17 protein-coding genes are annotated in these 18,048 nt (G+C 65.8%); 13 read left to right on the plus strand and 4 right to left on the minus strand.

Features of this window, described 5'->3' with window-relative positions; genetic code table 11:
- The first annotated feature begins 251 nt into the window (after positions 1 to 251).
- From AWB72_RS18590 to AWB72_RS18625, 8 genes are all read left to right on the plus strand, one after another.
- Positions 252 to 620 carry a response regulator gene (locus tag AWB72_RS18590; RefSeq protein ID WP_040049590.1) on the plus strand — a complete coding sequence of 123 codons (369 nt, stop codon included), beginning with the start codon at positions 252 to 254 and terminating at the stop codon, positions 618 to 620.
- Complete coding sequence (locus AWB72_RS18595) at positions 613 to 1,236, plus strand: chemotaxis protein CheC (RefSeq protein ID WP_040049591.1); 624 nt, start codon at positions 613 to 615, stop codon at positions 1,234 to 1,236. The genes AWB72_RS18590 and AWB72_RS18595 overlap by 8 nt, the downstream gene beginning before the upstream one ends.
- Before the next feature lie 11 nt (positions 1,237 to 1,247).
- Positions 1,248 to 2,189 (plus strand): GGDEF domain-containing protein, encoded by a 942-nt coding sequence (locus AWB72_RS18600; protein WP_040049592.1) that lies wholly within the window; start codon positions 1,248 to 1,250, stop codon positions 2,187 to 2,189.
- A 493-nt stretch (positions 2,190 to 2,682) separates the two neighbouring features.
- Positions 2,683 to 3,531: a presqualene diphosphate synthase HpnD gene (gene hpnD, locus AWB72_RS18605; protein ID WP_040049593.1), complete on the plus strand. Its 849-nt coding sequence runs from the start codon at positions 2,683 to 2,685 to the stop codon at positions 3,529 to 3,531.
- Complete coding sequence (hpnE, locus tag AWB72_RS18610; RefSeq protein ID WP_087128434.1) at positions 3,531 to 4,817, plus strand: hydroxysqualene dehydroxylase HpnE; 1,287 nt, start codon at positions 3,531 to 3,533, stop codon at positions 4,815 to 4,817. The genes hpnD and hpnE overlap by 1 nt, the downstream gene beginning before the upstream one ends.
- The gene (gene shc / locus AWB72_RS18615; RefSeq protein WP_040049595.1) at positions 4,817 to 6,796 is read left to right on the plus strand and encodes a squalene--hopene cyclase; all 1,980 of its coding nucleotides are present in this window, start codon (positions 4,817 to 4,819) and stop codon (positions 6,794 to 6,796) included. Before hpnE ends, shc begins: the two co-directional genes overlap by 1 nt.
- Before the next feature lie 71 nt (positions 6,797 to 6,867).
- Positions 6,868 to 7,524 carry a phosphorylase gene (locus AWB72_RS18620; protein ID WP_052449779.1) on the plus strand — a complete coding sequence of 219 codons (657 nt, stop codon included), beginning with the start codon at positions 6,868 to 6,870 and terminating at the stop codon, positions 7,522 to 7,524.
- 139 nt (positions 7,525 to 7,663) lie between these two features.
- Positions 7,664 to 8,140 carry an acyl-CoA thioesterase gene (locus tag AWB72_RS18625; protein ID WP_040049693.1) on the plus strand — a complete coding sequence of 159 codons (477 nt, stop codon included), beginning with the start codon at positions 7,664 to 7,666 and terminating at the stop codon, positions 8,138 to 8,140.
- A gap of 53 nt (positions 8,141 to 8,193) precedes the next feature.
- Here AWB72_RS18625 and AWB72_RS18630 read toward each other — a convergent pair whose 3' ends face one another.
- Together AWB72_RS18630 and hpnN are read right to left on the minus strand one after the other, a co-directional pair.
- Positions 8,194 to 9,192: an MlaA family lipoprotein gene (locus tag AWB72_RS18630; protein WP_374728903.1), complete on the minus strand. Its 999-nt coding sequence runs from the start codon at positions 9,190 to 9,192 to the stop codon at positions 8,194 to 8,196.
- 2 nt (positions 9,193 to 9,194) lie between these two features.
- Positions 9,195 to 11,855, minus strand: coding sequence for a hopanoid transporter HpnN (hpnN, locus tag AWB72_RS18635; protein ID WP_040049597.1), 2,661 nt, complete (start codon positions 11,853 to 11,855; stop codon positions 9,195 to 9,197).
- A gap of 252 nt (positions 11,856 to 12,107) precedes the next feature.
- Here hpnN and AWB72_RS18640 point away from each other — a divergent pair, with 252 nt between their 5' ends.
- Positions 12,108 to 12,725, plus strand: coding sequence for an MlaC/ttg2D family ABC transporter substrate-binding protein (locus tag AWB72_RS18640; RefSeq protein WP_040049598.1), 618 nt, complete (start codon positions 12,108 to 12,110; stop codon positions 12,723 to 12,725).
- A gap of 4 nt (positions 12,726 to 12,729) precedes the next feature.
- Here AWB72_RS18640 and AWB72_RS18645 read toward each other — a convergent pair whose 3' ends face one another.
- The gene (locus AWB72_RS18645; protein ID WP_040049599.1) at positions 12,730 to 13,368 is read right to left on the minus strand and encodes a response regulator; all 639 of its coding nucleotides are present in this window, start codon (positions 13,366 to 13,368) and stop codon (positions 12,730 to 12,732) included.
- Positions 13,358 to 14,785 carry a cache domain-containing protein gene (locus AWB72_RS18650; protein WP_040049600.1) on the minus strand — a complete coding sequence of 476 codons (1,428 nt, stop codon included), beginning with the start codon at positions 14,783 to 14,785 and terminating at the stop codon, positions 13,358 to 13,360. The genes AWB72_RS18645 and AWB72_RS18650 overlap by 11 nt, the downstream gene beginning before the upstream one ends.
- A 164-nt stretch (positions 14,786 to 14,949) precedes the next feature.
- On the opposite strand from AWB72_RS18650, the gene AWB72_RS18655 reads away from it, so the two are divergent.
- The 4 genes from AWB72_RS18655 (at position 14,950) to AWB72_RS18670 (ending at position 18,016) form a co-directional block, all read left to right on the plus strand.
- A complete protein-coding gene (locus AWB72_RS18655; protein ID WP_040049601.1) occupies positions 14,950 to 17,031 on the plus strand; it encodes a carbon starvation CstA family protein in 2,082 nt (693 codons plus the stop codon).
- Between the two features lie 25 nt (positions 17,032 to 17,056).
- Complete coding sequence (locus AWB72_RS18660; RefSeq protein ID WP_035962904.1) at positions 17,057 to 17,251, plus strand: YbdD/YjiX family protein; 195 nt, start codon at positions 17,057 to 17,059, stop codon at positions 17,249 to 17,251.
- Positions 17,252 to 17,384: 133 nt separating this feature from the next.
- Positions 17,385 to 17,624, plus strand: a complete 240-nt coding sequence (locus AWB72_RS18665; RefSeq protein ID WP_374728904.1) for a type II toxin-antitoxin system Phd/YefM family antitoxin — start codon at positions 17,385 to 17,387, stop codon at positions 17,622 to 17,624.
- Positions 17,621 to 18,016: a type II toxin-antitoxin system VapC family toxin gene (locus AWB72_RS18670; protein ID WP_040049603.1), complete on the plus strand. Its 396-nt coding sequence runs from the start codon at positions 17,621 to 17,623 to the stop codon at positions 18,014 to 18,016. The genes AWB72_RS18665 and AWB72_RS18670 overlap by 4 nt, the downstream gene beginning before the upstream one ends.
- The last annotated feature ends 32 nt before the right edge of the window (positions 18,017 to 18,048 follow it).

Below are 18,048 nucleotides of genomic sequence, written 5' to 3' on the forward strand. Positions count from 1 at the left end.
GCTTGCGGCGTACGCGCACGCAGGAACTAAGGCCAACGATCTGCGTGAGCCGTCGCGCGGACCACGCACGGGGCAATGCCATGACGCCAAACGACATCCGGCGCCGCGCCGCATCGGCGAAAGACCACGCAAGCGCCGCGTATTCGCACCCATCCATAAAGTTTGCTGCGGCGGCGCCGTAAACACATGCGAGAGCATGTCGTGTCTGTCATGACGGCTCTCGGCCCGAACGTTCATCCATCCGACCGACCATGCCTTTGCCGATTGTCATTGCCGATGATTCCCTGCTCGCCCGCAAGGTGTTGACGCGCGCGTTGCCCGAGGACTGGAACGTCGAGATTTCCTACGCGACGAACGGCCGCGAGGCGCTCGATCTGTACCGGGCGGGCCGCGCATCCGTGATGTTCCTCGACCTCACGATGCCGGACATGACCGGCTATCAGGTGCTCGACGCCCTGCAGCACGAGGACCTGAACACGTTCGTGATCGTCGTTTCCGCCGATGTCCAGCCGATGGCGCAGGAGCGCGTGCGCGCGCTCGGCGCGATTGCCTTTCTGCCGAAGCCCGTGACGTCCGAAGCGCTGCGTCCGGTCCTGAAGGAGTACGGACTCCATGGTTGACCCCGCCCTGAACGAAGAACAGCGCGACGCGCTGCAGGAAGTCGCCAACATGGCGATGGGCCAGGCCGCGACGCGCCTGTCGAAGCTGCTCGGCACGTTCATCGAGTTGTCGGTGCCGCGTGTGCGCGTGGTGGGCGTGTCGGAGGCGTCGGCGGCGCTGAGCCAGATGACCGGCATCACCGATGCCGTGACCGCCGTGCGCCAGGGCTTTCGCTCTGACATCAAGGGCGAGGCGATCGTGCTGTGCAAGAGCGGCAGCGTGGATCAGCTTTGCGCGCTCGTCGACGATCCGTATCCGAAGTCGGCCTACGAGGCGACCACGCGCACGGAGCTGATTTTCGACGTCGCGACCGTGCTCATGGGCGCGTGCGTGTCGTGCATCCTCGAGCAGCTTGGCCGCGCGCCGATCTTTTCGCCGCCGGGCATGCTCGGTCTGGAACTCGCGCTCGATGAAGTCTTCCAGCCCGCGATGCTCGCGTGGAAGACCGCGCTTTTGCTCGAAGTGAATTTCGCGCTGGAGGACCACAGCTTTCGCGCGCATCTGGTGATGCTGATGGCCGAGGACGCGATCCCGCATCTGCACGAAGCGCTGGATGCGCTGCTGTCGAGTCTCTGAGCCGCATCGACATGGAAGAACTGCGGCATGTGCTGAGCGAACTGGTGATCGAGCGCGTGGGCTTCGGCATTTTCGTGCTCGATCGCGATCTGAACGTGCTGATGTGGAACCGCTTCATGGCGGATCACAGCGGCAAGACGGCGGAGCAGGTCGCGGGGAAATCGATTTTCGCGAGCTTTCCGGAGCTGCCGCGTGTGTGGCTGACGCGCAAGGTCGAGAGCGTGTTCCAGCTCGGCAGTTTCGCGTTCAGTTCCTGGGAGCAGCGGCCGTATCTGTTCAAGTTCGATCATGACCGGCCGATCACGGGCGGCGTCGATTTCATGCAGCAGGACTGCACGTTCATGCCGCTCACGCACGAGCGCGAGGTGCGCGCGGTGTGCGTGACGATTTCCGATGCGACTCACGCGAGCATGATGCAGCGCGCCCGCGACGAGGCGGTGGCGAAGCTGCAGGAATTCGCGGATCGCGACGGGCTGACGGGCATAGCGAACCGGCGCTATTTCGAGCTGCGTCTGCGTGATGAGTTTTCGCGCTGGCAGCGTTATGACGGCGATCTGTCGATGCTGCTTTTCGATCTGGATCACTTCAAGCGCATCAATGACGAGCTTGGCCATCTCGTCGGTGACACGGTGCTGCGCGTGATGGCGGCGCGCGTCGCCGCGGCCGTGCGTGTGCAGGACGTGTTCGGGCGGTTTGGCGGCGAGGAGTTTGCCTTGCTGTTGCCGTGCACGAATCTCGAGGATGCGATGATCGTCGCGGAAAAGGTGCGGTGCGCTATTGGCGAAACGCCGATCGATGTACAGGGGGCACGGGTGCCGGTCACCGCCAGCGTCGGCGCCGCCTGTGCGCGGCGTGGCGCTACTACTTCGTACGAGGCACTCATCAATGAGGCTGACGCCGCGCTCTATGCCGCCAAGCGGGGCGGGCGGGATCGCTCGGTCGGGTTCGCTTAGGTTTTTGCCTTTGCCTTTGCCTTTGCCTTTGCCTTTGCCAGGCGGGCGTTGCTTCGTTTTTTCGCGTCGGTCTATTAGCACGCCCCTCCCCGGGGCGGGGCAGCCAAATAGACCGACACGAGAATAAGCACCAGAAAGAATTAAGAAGCACCCCGCCCCGGGAAGGGGCAGCCAAATGGACCGACGCGAAAATAAGCACCAGAGAGAATTAAGAAGCACCCCGCCCCCGGGAAGGGGCAGCCAAATGGACCGACGCGAAAATAAGCACCAGAAAGAATTAAGAAGCACCCCGCCCCGAGAAGGGGCAATAAAAAACCCGTCCGCGCCAAGCCCCGACAATTGGTATACTCTCTGCCGCTCCGGCAAGGGATAAGCGCGATTGCAAACGCCCATCTCCTTTCAGCGCCACGCCGTTCCGCGCGCTCCACGGATCGTCGAAACCCGGCGCCGGATCTCTTAATTTGCCCTTGGGGGCGCCACAGCGGAGTCCGTCTTGGCCGTTTCCAACACCATCGCCGACGAATCCACCACCGACGCCGCCAAGGCATCGTCGGGAAGTTCGTTCTATCTCGCCATGCGCATCCTCCCGGCTGCGCAGCGGGACGCGATGTACCAGATTTACGCCTTCTGCCGCGCAGTCGACGACATCGCCGACGAAGGCACGCTGCCGCGCCGCGAACGCGCACTCGCGCTCGAACGCTGGCGCGAAGACATCGACGCCTGCTACCGCGGCGCGCCCAAGCGCTCGCTCGAACCGCTCACCCGCCACATCCACGCCTTCCGGCTCTCCCGCGACGACTTCCACGCCGTCATCGACGGCATGGCCATGGACGCCGCCTGCGACATCGTCGCGCCCGACGAAGCCACGCTCGACCTCTACTGCGACCGCGTCGCGAGCGCCGTCGGCCGGCTGTCGGTGAGAATCTTCGGGATGCACGAGGACGCCGGCCGCCGGCTCGCGCATCATCTGGGCCGCGCGCTGCAACTCACCAACATCCTGCGCGATATCGACGAAGACGCCGCCATCGGCCGCGTCTATCTCCCGCGCGAACTGCTCGCGCGCGAAGGCATCTCCACGAGCGATCCGGCCGCCATCGTCGGCGATGCGCGCCTGCCGCGCGTGTGTGCCGTGCTCGCCGAGCGCGCGAAAGGACACTACGCGCAGTCCGACGCCATCATGGCCGCGTCGCCGCGCCACGAAGTCCGCGCGCCGCGCATCATGTCGGCGGCGTATCGGACGGTGCTCGACGCCAATCTCAAACGCGGCTTCGACCTGCCGCGCACGCGCGTGCGCACGCCGCGTGCGCGTCTGCTGTGGATCGTGGCGCGTAATCTGTTCTGATGTCCCGGCGGGTTTTCGTCGTCGGCGCCGGCCTCGCCGGACTCGCCGCCGCAGTGCAGGCGCAACGGCGCGGCGCACGCGTCGTGCTGTACGAAGCCGCGCCCTACGCCGGCGGCCGCAGCCGCTCCTATTTCGACGCACGCCTCGGCATCACGGTCGATAACGGCAGTCATCTGCTGCTGTCCGGCAATCATTCGACGCTCGCCTATCTGCGGGCGATCGGTTCCGCCGACAGCCTCACCGGGCCGACGCATTCCGAATATCCGTTTTTCGATGCGCAAAGCGGCGCGGCATGGACCGTCCGCATGTCGCCGGGACGCGTGCCGCGCTGGATTTTCGACGCCGACGCGCGCGTGCCCGCCACGCAGCCCGCCGACTATCTCGCGCTGCTGCCGCTCTTTTTCGCGAAGCCCGGCCGCACCGTCGAACAAACGCTGCACGCGCGCGGACGCGTCTGGAATCTGCTCGCGCGGCCGCTTCTGCGCACGATGCTCAACGCCGATCCCGCCGACGCCAGCGCGACGCTCGCCGCGAACCTGCTGCGGGAAACGCTCGCGGCAGGCGGACAGGCGTGCCGGCCGCTCGTCGCGAAAAACGGTCTCGCACACGCGTTCGTCGAGCCGGCGCTGCGGCTGTTGCAGTACGGCGGCGCGGACATCCGGCTGGGCGCGCGCATCACGGGCATCGGCTATTCCGGCACGGATTCGAAGGAACGGGTAAGCTCCCTCGCTTTCGAGCACGCGGGCGATCCCGTCGCGATCGATCCGGGCGATGGCGTCGTGCTCGCGGTGACGCCTGACGCCGCGCGCCGGCTTGTGCCGGACGTGGCCGCGCCCGACGAATTCCACGCGATCGTGACCGTGCATTTCGCGGTCGACGTGCCGATCGCCTTCGTCGGCTCGGAGCGCATGACGTTCTTCGTGAACGGCGCGGCGGACTGGCTCTATGCGACCGATGGCCGGCTCACGGCGGTCATCGCCGATGCGAACCGCCTGCTCGGCACGCCGCACGAAGAAATCGCGGCGAGCGTCTGGCAGGAAATCGCGAAGGCCGTGCGCATGCCGGGCGCGCCGACGCCGCCGTGGCAGGTCGTCGTCGAGGAACGCGCGACGTTTGCCGCGGTGCCGTCGCAGGAAGGCTTGCGGGCCGCGACGCGCACGCGCTGGCCCAATTTCACACTCGCGGGCGACTGGACGGCGACCGGACTGCCCGCGACGATCGAAGGCGCGATCCGCTCCGGCCAGAAGGCCGCGGATGCGCTGATGAACCCATCGATGGAACGCTGATGAACGATTTATCTCCGTCGGCCGTGGGCGCGCCGGTGTCGAACGCCGCGCTGGACCACGCCGTTACCGAGGCCACCAACGCGCTGCTGGCGGCGCAAAACCCCGAAGGCTACTGGCTCTACGAACTCGAAGCGGACGCCACGATTCCCGCGGAATACGTGCTGCTCGTCCACTATCTCGGCGAAACCGCTGACGAAACGCTCGAAGTGAAGATCGGCCGCTATCTGCGCCGCATCCAGCTCGACGACGGCGGCTGGCCGCTCTTCACCGACGGCGCGATGGACGTCTCCGCCACGGTGAAGGCGTACTTCGCGCTGAAAATGATCGGCGATTCCCCCGACGCCGAGCACATGCAGCGCGCCCGCCGCGCGATTCTCGCCGCCGGCGGCGCGGAGAAGGTCAACGTCTTCACGCGCATCCTGCTCGCGCTCTTCGGCGTGGTGTCGTGGCGCGCGGTGCCGATGATGCCCGTCGAAATCATGCGCCTGCCGGTGTGGTTCCCGTTCCACTTGTCGAAGGTGTCGTACTGGGCACGCACCGTGATCGTGCCGCTGCTCGTGCTGAACGCGAAGCGCCCGATGGCGCGCAATCCGCGCGGCGTGCGCATCGACGAAGTCTTCCGCGATCCGCCCGTCAACACCGGCATGCCGGAACGCGCGGGGCATCAAAGCCGCGGCTGGTTCGCGTTTTTCCGCGTGGCCGACGCCATCCTGCGCGCGACCGACCGCGCGTTCCCGAAGGCCGGCCGCGAACGCGCGATCGACGAAGCCGTGCGTTTCGTCGACGAACGGCTGAACGGCGAAGACGGCCTCGGCGCCATTTTCCCGGCGATGGCCAACTCGGTCATGATGTACGACGTGCTCGGCTATCCGCCGGAGCATCCGAACCGCGCGATTGCGCGCAAATCGATCGACAAGCTGCTCGTCATCGACGAAGCCGACGACGGCGAAGCGTACTGCCAGCCGTGTCTGTCGCCGGTGTGGGACACGTCGCTCGCGGCGCACGCGCTGCTCGAAACCGGCTTGCCAAAGGCGCGCGCGGCGGTGGCGCGCGGGCTCGAATGGCTGCGCCCGCTGCAGATTCTCGATGTGCGCGGCGACTGGGTATTGCGCCGCCCGAACGTGCGGCCGGGCGGCTGGGCGTTCCAGTTCGCGAACCCGCATTATCCCGATGTGGACGACACCGCCGTCGTCGCGATGGCGATGGAGCGCGCGGATCGCGAAAACGGCACGGCCATGTACACCGAAGCAATTGCGCGGGCGCGCGAATGGGTCGTCGGCATGCAGAGCAGCGACGGCGGCTGGGGCGCGTTCGAGCCGGAAAACACGCAGTACTACCTGAACAACATTCCGTTCTCGGATCACGGCGCGTTGCTGGACCCGCCGACCGTCGATGTCTCCGCCCGCTGTCTCTCGATGCTCGCGCAGCTCGGCGAAACGCCCGCGAGCAGCGAGCCGGCGCGCCGCGCGTTCGACTACATCGTGAAGGATCAGCAGCGCGACGGAAGCTGGTACGGGCGCTGGGGCATGAACTACGTCTACGGCACCTGGTCGGCGCTGTGCGCGCTGAACGCAGCCGGCGTCGCGCCTTCGGATTCGCGCATGAAACGCGGCGCGGAATGGCTGATCGGCATTCAGAATGCGGACGGCGGCTGGGGCGAGGACGGCGAGAGCTACAAGCTCGACTATCGCGGTTACGAACAGGCGCCGAGCACCGCGTCGCAGACGGCGTGGGCGCTGCTCGGGCTGATGGCGGCGGGTCTCGTCGAGCATCCGGCGGTCGCGCGGGGTATCGCGTATCTCGTGCGCACGCAGGTGAGCGACGGCCTGTGGGACGAAACGCGCTTCACCGCGACGGGCTTCCCGCGCGTCTTCTATCTGCGATACCACGGCTATCGCAAATTTTTCCCGCTGTGGGCGCTCGCGCGCTATCGCAACCTGACGCGCGAAGGCGAAACGCGCGTGACGGTGGGCATGTGAGCGGGCCGCGCGCTCCGTTCGTCGCGCGGTCCCGTGCTTCGGGCGGCGTGCCGGTCGTCGCGGTGACGGGCATGGCGTTCGAGGCGAAGATCGTGCGCGGACGCGGCGTCGAGGTCGTGTTCGCGGCGCGCGCGGACTGGCTGGAGCGCGCATTATCCGATGCGGTCGCGCGCGGCTGCTCGGGCATTATCAGCTTCGGGACGGCGGGCGGGCTCGCGCCGGACCTTGAGCCGGGCGCGCTGATCGTCGCGCAAAGCGTGTGCGGACCGTTCGGCGCGCAGCCGACCGACGAAGCGTGGTCGGCGCGCATCGTCGAAGCGTTCGCGGGCACGCCGCTCGCGCGCATCACGCGGCGCGGCACGATGGCGGGCGTCGGCGAGCCGGTCAAGAGCGAGGCGGAAAAGCGGTCGCTGTATTCGTCGACGGGCGCGCTCGCGGTGGATATGGAATCGCACATCGCCGGGGCGATCGCGACGGCGCGCGGCTTGCCCTTCGCGGTGTGCCGCGCGGTCGTCGATCCGGCGTGGCGCACCTTGCCGCCCGCCGCGACCGCCGGCTTGCGCGACGACGGAACAACCGCCATCGGCCCGATTCTGCGCGAACTCGCGCGCCAGCCGTCGCAGCTGGGCGCGATGCTGAGACTCGCATCCGATGCGCGCGCGGCCCGCGCGACGCTCGTTCAGGCGCGTCATGCGCTCGAAAAGGCCGGGACGCTGTCGTTCGCCTGAATGTGTCTTTTGTTCTTCATTGCCTTGAAGTCCCCTTGCTTTCTGCGGGTTAACCCTTAAATCAGTATAATTAGGGGAAAACCCTTAAGTCGGCGATACCATGTGCATGCGTCGCCGCAGGAACGCAAAGGAAGCGCAAATGAATTTTCACACTCGCAAATGGGTCAAGCCGGAAGACCTGAATCCGAACGGCACCTTGTTCGGCGGCAGCCTGCTGCGCTGGATCGACGAAGAAGCCGCTATTTACGCCATCTCGCAACTGGGAAACCAGCGCGTCGTGACGAAGTTCATGTCGGAGATCAACTTCGTCAGTTCGGCGCGTCAGGGCGACATCATCGAACTCGGCATCGCCGCGACGCATTTCGGGCGCACGTCGATCACGCTGCGCGCGGAAGTGCGCAACAAGATCACGCGTAAAAGCATTCTGACCGTCGAGAAGATGGTGTTCGTCAATCTGAACGAGCAGGGCGAACCCGCGCCGCACGGCCGCACGCAGATTCGTTATGCCGATGAACTGTTCGAGGCGTATCGCCGCGACCAGCGCGTGGTGGAAGCGCCGGCTGCATCTAGCGATGACTTCAATCGCGAAGAGGCCGCCGAAGAGGCGGCGCACTAAAAGCAAAAACGGGCGCATCGGCGCCCGTTTCGTTTTCCGCGTTTCCCGCGTATTTACTTGCTCTCTGCCGGATCTTCGTACTTCGGCAAGCCTTGGCCCTCGCTCGAACTCGACGACGGCGCGTTGCCGCTCTTCGGCGCGCTTTGCGTCGAGCTTTCTCCCGCGCCGGGCGCCGGCGACTTCGGCCCGATCCCGCCCGCGGGCGACGCCGCCGCGCCCGGATCCACGTAAGTCGGCAAGCCTTGCTCGCTGCTGCCGCCGCCTGTCGTGCCCGGCGCGGCCGGTGCGCTCGCGCCTTCCGGCGCGCTTGCGCCTTCGTCGCCGTAATCGGGCAGCGTCGCAGACGATCCGCCGCCCGTTAGCAAATACTCCCGGCGCTGCGTGTAGGCGTCGCGCACGAACGCGTATTTGTCGAGCGCGGCTTGCGAAAGCAGGTCGGTCGCGCCGAGCAGGTCGGCCCGCGCGCTCACGAAGTTCACGCCGTAGAGCGGCCAGCGGATTTCCGAATCGGCGTAGCTCACCGGGTTCACGCGCCAGTCGATAAGCCATGTCGTCGAATCGCGCACCGAACTCGGGCCGAGCAGCGGCAGCACGAGATACGGTCCGGACGGCATGCCGTAATGCCCGAGCGTGAGGCCGAAGTCCTGATGATGCTTCGGCAACCCCGCCGGCGATGCAATGTCGATCAGACCGCCGATGCCGAATACCGAGTTCATCGCGATACGCATCAAGTCCTGCGTCGCATCGGTGATCTTCAGTTGCAGCAGGTTATTGGCGAAGTTGCTGAAGTCGCCCAGATTCGAGAAGAAGTTGCTGACGGCCGTGCGGAACGGGCTCGGCGTCCAGTTGACGTAGAACTGCGCGACGGGCCGCGCGACGTAGGTGTCGAGTCCGTCGTTGAACTTGAAGATGGTGCGGTTCATCGGTTCGAGCGGATCGTGCGGATTGCGATCCGGCCCGGTTGCACATCCCGCCGTCAAAAGCGCGCCCGCGATGACGACGCCCGTCGCCAGTTTGCGAAGCCCCGCAGCGGCACGCGCCGCCGAAGCCATTCTCATTCTTCAATTCCTCTTAGATTGTCATGACGCTGGCTCGCGCGCAGCTTCGCGCGATCGGCGGCGCGCACCTTGCGCGGCTTGCCCATCAACACCGGCTGAAACACCACCGCGCCGACCAGCGTGCAGAAGAGCGACAGCGCGAGCAGCCGTCCCATGCTGGATGTGCCGGGGTGATGCGAAAACCACAGACTGCCGAACGCGGTCGCAGTGGTGGCCGCGCTGAACATCACGGCGTGCGTGAGGCTGGATTGCAGGAGCCGCGTTTGTCCGGACCGCCACGCCATCACGAAGTAGATCTTGAACGCGACGCCGACGCCCAGCATGAGCGGCAACGCGATGATGTTCGCGAAGTTGAGCGGCATCCGGAACACGACGCACAGCTCCAGCGTCACGATGGCCGAAACGAGCAACGGTACCAAAGTTCGCAGAACATCGCCGAAACGGCGGAGCGCGATCCACAGCAGCACCGTGATGGCGATCAGCGAGTACAGCGCGGCATGCTCGAACGCCTGGATGATGACCTCCGCCGAATGGCGCACCGAGATCGGCCCGCCGATCGCGTTCGGGGCGGCCTGCACGACGGCATCGGCGAAATGGGCGAGCAGCGTGTCGTCGTTCGGATCGACGCCCGGCGGCACTTTCGGCGACACGTTCACGAGCGCCTGGCCGTTCGCCGTGACCCACGTTTCGACCATCGATGGCGGCAGCGTCGCGCGCGTGATTTCGGTCGGCTGCAACAGCGCGCGAAGTTGCGCGAGCGCGAGGCGCAGCGGCTCGGCCATGGCGTGCTCGGCGCGATCGCGCGCGGCGGCATCGGCTTGGGCGAGCTTGGCGAGCGTCTGCGACAGATGCTTCGCCTCCGCCGCGCCCGCGCCGGGATGCTCGTCGGCGGCGAGCGCCAGCTGGTTCGACACGCGCTTCAGCGTCGCCACGCGCACCGCGTCCGTCACCGGCGACGCCACGGGCTGATTGAGCGCGGGCAGCAGTTGATCGGCGGCGGCCTTGATCAGCTCGAGCTTCTTCGGCTGATCGGCGGGAATCAGCGACGAAAGCGTCGTCGCGCGTTCCACTTCCGGCAGCTTGTCGAGCTTCGCCGCGATGCGATCCGCCTCCGCCAGCGACGGCGCGAGCACGGCGACATCGTTGACGGCGGCTTCGGGCGAATCCGCGAGCGAGATGAGCGTCGCCATCGACTCCGTGTGCGGATCCTTCAGATGCAGCGGATTGAAGTCGAAGCGCAGATACGTCAGGAGCGGCAGCGCGCCGATCACCACGACGAGCGTGCCGATCAGCACCGGCTTGCGATGCCGGTCGAGGAATTCATCGACGGGAGCGAGCATGGGAAAGCCCGGCGCCTTCGGTTCGCCCGGCGGCGCGAACACCTTGATGAGCGCGGGCAACAGCGTCATGTTGGTCAGATACGCGACGAACATGCCGACGCCCGCGATCAACCCGAGTTCAGACACTCCGCGATACGCGGTCGGCAGGAATGAGAAGAAGCTCGCGGCGGTCGCGGCGGCGGCGAGCGTGAGCGGCACGGCGACATGCCGCGCCGTTTCCGCGAGCGAGACGTCGAGCCGCTTGTGCGTGTGCCGCTCCTCGCGATACTTCACGCCGAACTGAATGCCGAAGTCCACGCCCAGCCCGACGAACAGCACCATGAACGCGACCGAAATCATGTTGAGCGCGTGCACCATCATGAGGCCGAGCGCGGCGGTAATCGACAAGCCGACGAACAGCGTGATGAACACCGCGAGAATCATGCGCTTGGAGCGCAGCGCGACCCAAAGAATGACGAGCACGACGAGGAAGGTCAGCACGCCGTTGAGCACGGCGCCGTCCTGCACGGACGCGAATTCCTCGTCGGCGAGCGGCTGCGCGCCGGTCAGATGCAGCGTCGCGCCGTACTTCTTGTCGATGCCGATTCTCGCGGCCACCGCGCGGATTTCATCGGACGTGCCGGCGGCGGCTTTCAGCGCGTTGAAGTCGAGTTCGGGCAACACGGTGACGAACGCGCGCCCCGGCCCGCTCTTCTTCGACGAATCCGCGACATCGCGCCACGAGAACGCGGCGGGTTCGTTCGCGAGCACGCGGTCGAGCACGGTCGCGCTGCGGCCGAGCAGATTCGCCATCTGGCCGAGATTGACCTGGCCGAGCATCAGCGGCACGTTGAGCGTCGTGTTCAGCGTCTGCGCGAGGCCGGTGAGCGTCGGGTCGTGCGCGAGCGTGTTGATGAGCGGCCGCGCCTGCACGAGCTGCTTCGTGACCTGATCGACCTTGTCGGCCGGCAGATAGAGCAAGCCGTTGTGTTCGAAGAACGCGCCGCCTTCCGGCTGCGATACCGACTTGAACCGCTGCGGCTCTTTCGCGAGCGCGGCGGCGAGTTCGCTCGCGGCGGCATCGGCGAATTCGGGGGCGGGCGCTTCGACGACAATCAGCAGCGTGGCGCCCCGCTGCGGAAACGCGGCGTCGATGGCTTTGCTTCGCGCGGCCCATTCGGGCTCGGTCTCGATCAGCTGACTGACATCCGTGCTGATGCGGAAGTGGTGAACGACATAAATCGTGCTCAGAATGCCGAGCAGCAATGAAACGGCGATAATCCACGCCGGCCGGCGGATCGCAAGGGTGACGAAGCGGGTGATGTTGGACGTCAGCATGAAGACGCTACCTGGGGTCCTGTTATTTTTTCGGGCGCCGCATGAAGCGGGCCGCGTGATGCGCTGCCGGGTTTCCGTCGCCGTTCCTGCTTCGGCGACCGAACCGCGAGTCCAACGACGACGGTTGATGCCGCGCAAGTATACCGGTCGGGGCGGTGGTGAACTGTCGGCCCGGCAGTCTGTCCATATACTGGCTCGACGGCCCGCGAATCCGCGCCACCGAACCGCAATCAGAGAATGAGAATGGGTGCCATGAAACGCTATCTGTCTGTCTGCTTCGCTTTCCTCGTCGCTGTCCTGTCGTTTTCGGATGCGGCGTTCGCACAATCCAATCCGGACGCCGTCGTCAAAAGCGCCGTCGAAGGCACCGTCAACGCGATGAAGGCCGACCCGCAAGCGCGCGGCGGCGACATGGCCAAAATCACGCAACTCGTCGAAACGCGCTTCCTGCCCGCCACGGACTTCCAGCGCACCACGCGCATCGCGCTGGGCAAGGCCTGGGGCAGCGCCACGCCCGAGCAGCAAAAACAGCTCTACGACCAGTTCCAGACGCTGCTCGTCCGGACCTACGCGGCGTCGCTTGCGCAACTGCGCGATCAGGACGTCAAGTTCCGCTTCGATGCACCCACCATCGACGCCAGCGCGAAAGACGCCGTCGTCGAATCGCACGTGATCTCGACGGGCGGCGACAACCCGGTGCGGTATCGCCTCGGCAAGACCGCGCAGGGCTGGAAAATCTACGACATCGACATGATGGGCGCGTGGCTCATCCAGGTCTACCAGCAGCAGTTCGCCGGCCAGCTTCAAAAGGGCGGCGTGGACGGGCTCATCAAGTACCTGTCCGAACACAACGCCCGTTCCGCCGGGTAAGGCATCAGGTGCGCCGGTGCTCCACGGCGTACTTGATGAGTTCGGCCTGACCGTCGATCGACAGTTTGCGCTTCAGATTCAGCCGATGCGTCTCCACGGTACGCACCGATAACCCGTGCTGCTGCGCAATCTGCTTGCTCGACAAACCCTGCGCGAGCGCATCGAGCACGTCGCGCTCGCGGGGCGTCAGGCGTTCGATGGGCGTCTGCATGGCCTGTGCCTGGATCATGCGCGCGGCGAGTCCCGCGCTGAAGAAGGTCTTGCCCGCGAGCACGGCGTCGATCGCCTGGATGATTTCGGCGGCGGGCGAATCCTTCAGCACGTAGCCGCTCGCGCCCGCCCGCACGGCCTGCGTCACGTACTCCACGTTGTCGTGCATCGACAGCATCAGCACGCGGATCGCCGGAAAGCGCTCGTGAAAATGCGCCGCCAGCTCGATCCCGCTCATTCCCGCCATTCCCACATCCATCAGCACGAGATCGGGCCGGCTCTCTTCGTCGTCGGCGAGCGCGAGCGCTTCGGCGCCGTTGCCCGCTTCGCCGGTCACGCGCAGATGCGGCACGGCTTCGAGCCGCGCGCGCAGGCCGTCGCGCACGAGCGGGTGATCGTCGACGATAACGATGCGGGCCGGTTCAGAAGTCATCGGAAAATCCTTGCAGGTTCGGAGCCGCGAGCGGCATCGGAACGGTCGCGGCGATCACGGTACGGCCGAGTTGCGACTGGATGGCGAGCATGCCGCCGAGCGTGTCGAGCCGCTCACGCATGTTACGCAGGCCGAGGCCGCTTGCGGGGCCGTACAGCGCGGTCTGCGAGTCGAAGCCGCGGCCGTTGTCGCTGACGACGAGACTCACCGCGTGCGGCGCGACATCGAGCGCGACGGTCGCGCGGCTCGCGTGCGCGTGGCGCGCGATATTCGTCAGCGCTTCCTGCGCGATGCGAAACAGCACGATGTTCACCGGATCGGGGAGCGCCGGGCGCTGCGCGGGACTCACCTGGCCGTTCGCCGTCGATTCGAAGCGCACTTCGATGCCGTCCTGCCCGTCGAACTCGCGCGCGAGTTGCTCGAGCGCGGCGGCGAGACCGAGGTCGTCGAGCATCGCGGGGCGCAGCGCCTGGGAGATGCGCCGCACTTCGCGCAGGGTGCCCGACAGACGCCCGAGGCCCGTGGCGAGCGCGGCTTCGGCGGCGGGTTCGCGCGCCTGTCCGCGTTCGAAGCGCGCGAGCGCCGATTCGAGCAGCAGCTTGACGGAGACGAGCATCTGGCTGATGCCGTCGTGCAGTTCGCGCGACAGCCGCGCGCGCTCCTGCTCCTGCGATTCCACCACGCGCCGCGCGAGGCGCTTCAACTTCGCGTCCGCGCTGCGATGTTCGCTGATGTTCAGTACCGCGCCGCACAACGCAATCGCCGCGAGCGCCGCCAGCGCGATGCCGCCGATCCACATCACCGTCCGGTCGATGTTCGCGGCCGCCTGCGCATCGATGCGGCCGAGCGTCGCTTCGACATCCTCCAGATAGATGCCGGTGCCGATCATCCAGCCCCAGCGCGTGAGCGGCTCGACGTAGCCGAGCTTCGGCGCGAGCTGACCGGTCGATGGCCGCTGCCACATATAACGCACGTAGCCGCCGCCCTTCGACGCCTCGCGTATCAACTGCTGGATCGTGAGCGCGCCGGCGGGATCGCGCATGGTCCACAGGTCGCGGCCGACGAGATCCGGCTGCCGCGGATGCATCAGCGACGTGCCGTGCATCGTGTAGACGAAAAAGTAGCCGTCGGGGCCGAAGTCCAGCCGATGCAGCGCGTCGAGCGCGAGCTGGCGGCGCTCGTCGTCGGAGCGTGGGTCGTCGGCGGGGGCGTCGTAATACGGCGCGATAGCGCTTCGCGCTAGTTCGACGTAATGCCGCAACTCCACTTCCTTGCTCGACATGTACGCCGTCTGCAGCGTGGCGTGCTGCGCGTGCGCGAGCGTCGTCGCCTGATGGCGCACGCCATATTCGATGCCGCCGATCGCCACGGCAAACGGCACGATCGCGAGCAAAACAATCTTCGCTTTGAGGTTCATGACACGGGTACGCTCGATGCTCCTACGTAGTTCCACGTAGCGCGGCTTACGTAGTTGTCCGGTTGTAAGCGTCTGGACGAAGGCGAATACTACACGCCCGAAGCGCCCGACGGCTGACGCCGGGCGCGCGGACATCGAAGGGCAACTAAAAGACAGGAGACACCATGAATCGGGCTTCCGGATTCCTGGTCTGGATCGCGCTCGCGCTCTTGGGCGCGTTCGCATTCGGCACCATCGCGCTCGCGCACGGCGAGCGAATCAGCGCACTGTGGATCGTCATCGCGGCGGTCTGCGTTTATCTCATCGCCTATCGCTTCTATTCGCGCTTCATCGCGGGAACCGTGCTGCAACTCGACGGCCTGCGCAAGACGCCTGCCGTTCGTCACAACGACGGCCTCGATTATGTGCCGACCAACAAGTACGTGCTGTTCGGCCATCATTTCGCGGCGATCGCGGGCGCGGGTCCGCTCGTCGGCCCGGTGCTCGCGGCGCAGATGGGCTACACGCCCGGCATGCTGTGGATTCTCGCGGGCGTGGTGTTCGCGGGCGCGGTGCAGGATTTCGTCGTCCTGTTCATCTCGACGCGCCGCGACGGCCGCTCGCTCGGCGATCTCATCAAGATGGAACTGGGCAACGTGCCCGGCGTGATCGCGCTGTTCGGCGCGTTCCTCATCATGGTGATCATTCTCGCGGTGCTCGCGCTGATCGTCGTGAAGGCGCTCACGGGCTCGCCGTGGGGCACGTTCACGGTCGCGGCGACCATTCCGATCGCAATCTTCATGGGCGTCTACACGCGCTACATTCGTCCGGGGCGCATCGGCGAAGTGTCGATCATCGGTTTCATCGGCCTGATGCTGGCGATCGTCTACGGCGGACATGTCGCCGAATCGCCGACGCTCGCGCCGTTCTTCACGTTCACCGGCGTGCAGCTCACGTGGATTCTGATCGGCTACGGCTTCGTGGCGTCGGTGCTGCCGGTGTGGCTGCTGCTCGCGCCGCGCGATTATCTTTCGACGTTCCTCAAGATCGGCACCATTCTCGGCCTCGCCATCGGCATTCTGATCGTCGCGCCTGAACTGAAGATGCCGGCGTTCACGAAGTTCGTCGACGGCAGCGGCCCCGTGTGGGCGGGCAACCTGTTCCCGTTCCTCTTCATCACGATCGCGTGCGGCGCGGTGTCGGGCTTCCACGCGCTGATCTCGTCGGGCACGACGCCCAAGATGATCGACAACGAAGTGAACATGCGCCTGATCGGCTATGGCGCGATGCTGATGGAATCGTTCGTCGCGATCATGGCGCTCGTCGCCGCGTGCGTGATCGAACCGGGCGTCTACTTCGCGATGAACAGCCCGGCCGCGCTGCTCGGCACGACGCCGGACGCGGTCGCGCAGACGGTCACGTCGTGGGGCTTCGCGCTCACGCCGGACATGCTGACGGCGACGGCGAAGGCGGTCGGCGAAACGACGATCGTCGCGCGGGCGGGCGGCGCGCCGACGCTGGCGGTCGGCATGGCGCAGATTCTTCATCAGGTGATCGGCGGCCCGGCGATGATGGCGTTCTGGTATCACTTCGCCATTCTCTTCGAGGCGCTCTTTATCCTGACCGCCGTGGATGCCGGCACGCGCGCCGGCCGCTTCATGCTGCAGGATCTGCTCGGCACCTTCCATCCGGCGCTGCGCCGCACGCAATCGCTGCCGGCGAACCTCGTCGCCACGGGTCTGTGCGTGGCCGCGTGGGGATACTTCCTGTATCAGGGCGTGGTCGATCCGTTCGGCGGCATCAACACGCTGTGGCCGCTCTTCGGCATCTCGAACCAGATGCTCGCGGGCATCGCGCTGATGCTCGGGACGGTCGTGCTGTTCAAGATGAAGCGCGAGCGTTTCGCGTGGGTGACGGTCTTGCCGACGGCGTGGCTGCTCATTTGCACGCTGACGGCCGGCTGGCAGAAAATTTTCGATGCGAACCCGAAGGTCAGCTTCCTCGCTCACGCCGCGAAGCTGCGCGAAGCCGCCGATGCGGGCAAGGTGATGGCGCCGGCGAAGTCGCTTGCGGAGATGCAGCGGATCATCGTGAACGATTACATCGATGCGGCGCTCGCGGGGCTGTTCATTCTCGTGGTGGCGAGCATCGCGGTGTACGGCGTGTTCGCGGTGCTGCGTGCGCGTCGCGAGGCGCGTCCGACGGTGCGCGAGACCCCCTTCGAGCCGATGCCGACGGCGGGCGCGGCCGTGCGCTCCGGCCATTGATACGGGTATAGCGAAGGAGGCAGCGATGTTCAGCGATCTTCGGCAAGCGGGCCGGTATCTCGGCCAGGCGATGCGCCTGATGGTCGGCATGCCCGACTACGACGCTTACGTCACGCACATGCAGAACACGCATCCCGACCAGCCGGTGATGACGTACGCGGAGTTTTTCCGCGAGCGTCAGGAAGCGCGGTACGGGTCGGGGGCGGGGAAGTGTTGTTGAGCCAGCTTGCTTTTGTGACTTAGTGAAGGAAGCGGAACGCGACGGTGATGAGCCGTCGCGTTTTTTTATTGGGCGTTCGCTTATGCCATTCGGATGAGGGTAAAATGACTAGTCGACGGTGACTAGGAGTTTTATCATGGCGGTCAAGCGAGTTTCGAAATCCGAGTTCAAGGCAAAGGCGCTTGAATATTTCCGGCTCGTGGAATCGACAGGAGAACATATGATCGTGACCGACCATGGGAAGCCGGTGCTTGAAGTTCGCCGGTATGACAATTCATCGCTCACGCCGCTTGAAGAGCTGCGCGGAAGCGTGCTGTTCTATGACGATCCGTTCGAACCGGTGGGACTGGAAGACTGGGAGGCGCTCAAATGATCGTGTTGGATACGCACGCGCTGCTGTGGTGGGTGAGTGGGGGAGCGCTCAGCAAGCAGGCTCGTGCAGCGATCGAGAGCGAATCGAGTGCAGGCGGCGAGATAGTCATCTCGACGATCACCGCATGGGAAATCGCTTTGTTGGTCAAGCGAGGCAAAGTCGGACTATCGATGGACACCGGCGACTGGATGGATAAGGTCGCTCGAATCGAAGGAGTGCGGTTCATGCCGGTGGACCGAAGCATCGCGATAAAGTCGGTCGACCTACCGGGCGAGTTTCACAACGATCCCGCCGACCGGCTAATCGTTGCGACGGCGCGCGCGCTGGCCGCGCCGCTGGTGACGAGAGACCGGAATATCCGCGCATACGAACACGTCAAGACGATCTGGTAGGCCAAGCAAAAAGGGCGGACGACCCTCAAGCC

It is taken from the genome of Caballeronia concitans (assembly GCF_001544615.1).
GTDB lineage: Bacteria > Pseudomonadota > Gammaproteobacteria > Burkholderiales > Burkholderiaceae > Caballeronia > Caballeronia concitans.

Coding starts and splice junctions, on each gene's coding strand:
- hpnE (WP_087128434.1), top strand. CDS start 3,531: ATGTCCCGGCGGGTTTTCGTCGTCGGCGCCGGCCTCGCCGGACTCGCC.
- shc (WP_040049595.1), top strand. CDS start 4,817: ATGAACGATTTATCTCCGTCGGCCGTGGGCGCGCCGGTGTCGAACGCC.
- AWB72_RS18625 (WP_040049693.1), top strand. CDS start 7,664: ATGAATTTTCACACTCGCAAATGGGTCAAGCCGGAAGACCTGAATCCG.
- AWB72_RS18670 (WP_040049603.1), top strand. CDS start 17,621: ATGATCGTGTTGGATACGCACGCGCTGCTGTGGTGGGTGAGTGGGGGA.
- AWB72_RS18600 (WP_040049592.1), top strand. CDS start 1,248: ATGGAAGAACTGCGGCATGTGCTGAGCGAACTGGTGATCGAGCGCGTG.
- hpnN (WP_040049597.1), bottom strand. CDS start 11,855: ATGCTGACGTCCAACATCACCCGCTTCGTCACCCTTGCGATCCGCCGG.
- AWB72_RS18645 (WP_040049599.1), bottom strand. CDS start 13,368: ATGACTTCTGAACCGGCCCGCATCGTTATCGTCGACGATCACCCGCTC.
- AWB72_RS18590 (WP_040049590.1), top strand. CDS start 252: ATGCCTTTGCCGATTGTCATTGCCGATGATTCCCTGCTCGCCCGCAAG.
- AWB72_RS18640 (WP_040049598.1), top strand. CDS start 12,108: ATGAAACGCTATCTGTCTGTCTGCTTCGCTTTCCTCGTCGCTGTCCTG.
- AWB72_RS18655 (WP_040049601.1), top strand. CDS start 14,950: ATGAATCGGGCTTCCGGATTCCTGGTCTGGATCGCGCTCGCGCTCTTG.
- AWB72_RS18620 (WP_052449779.1), top strand. CDS start 6,868: ATGGCGTTCGAGGCGAAGATCGTGCGCGGACGCGGCGTCGAGGTCGTG.
- AWB72_RS18595 (WP_040049591.1), top strand. CDS start 613: ATGGTTGACCCCGCCCTGAACGAAGAACAGCGCGACGCGCTGCAGGAA.
- AWB72_RS18630 (WP_374728903.1), bottom strand. CDS start 9,192: ATGGCTTCGGCGGCGCGTGCCGCTGCGGGGCTTCGCAAACTGGCGACG.
- AWB72_RS18660 (WP_035962904.1), top strand. CDS start 17,057: ATGTTCAGCGATCTTCGGCAAGCGGGCCGGTATCTCGGCCAGGCGATG.
- AWB72_RS18650 (WP_040049600.1), bottom strand. CDS start 14,785: ATGAACCTCAAAGCGAAGATTGTTTTGCTCGCGATCGTGCCGTTTGCC.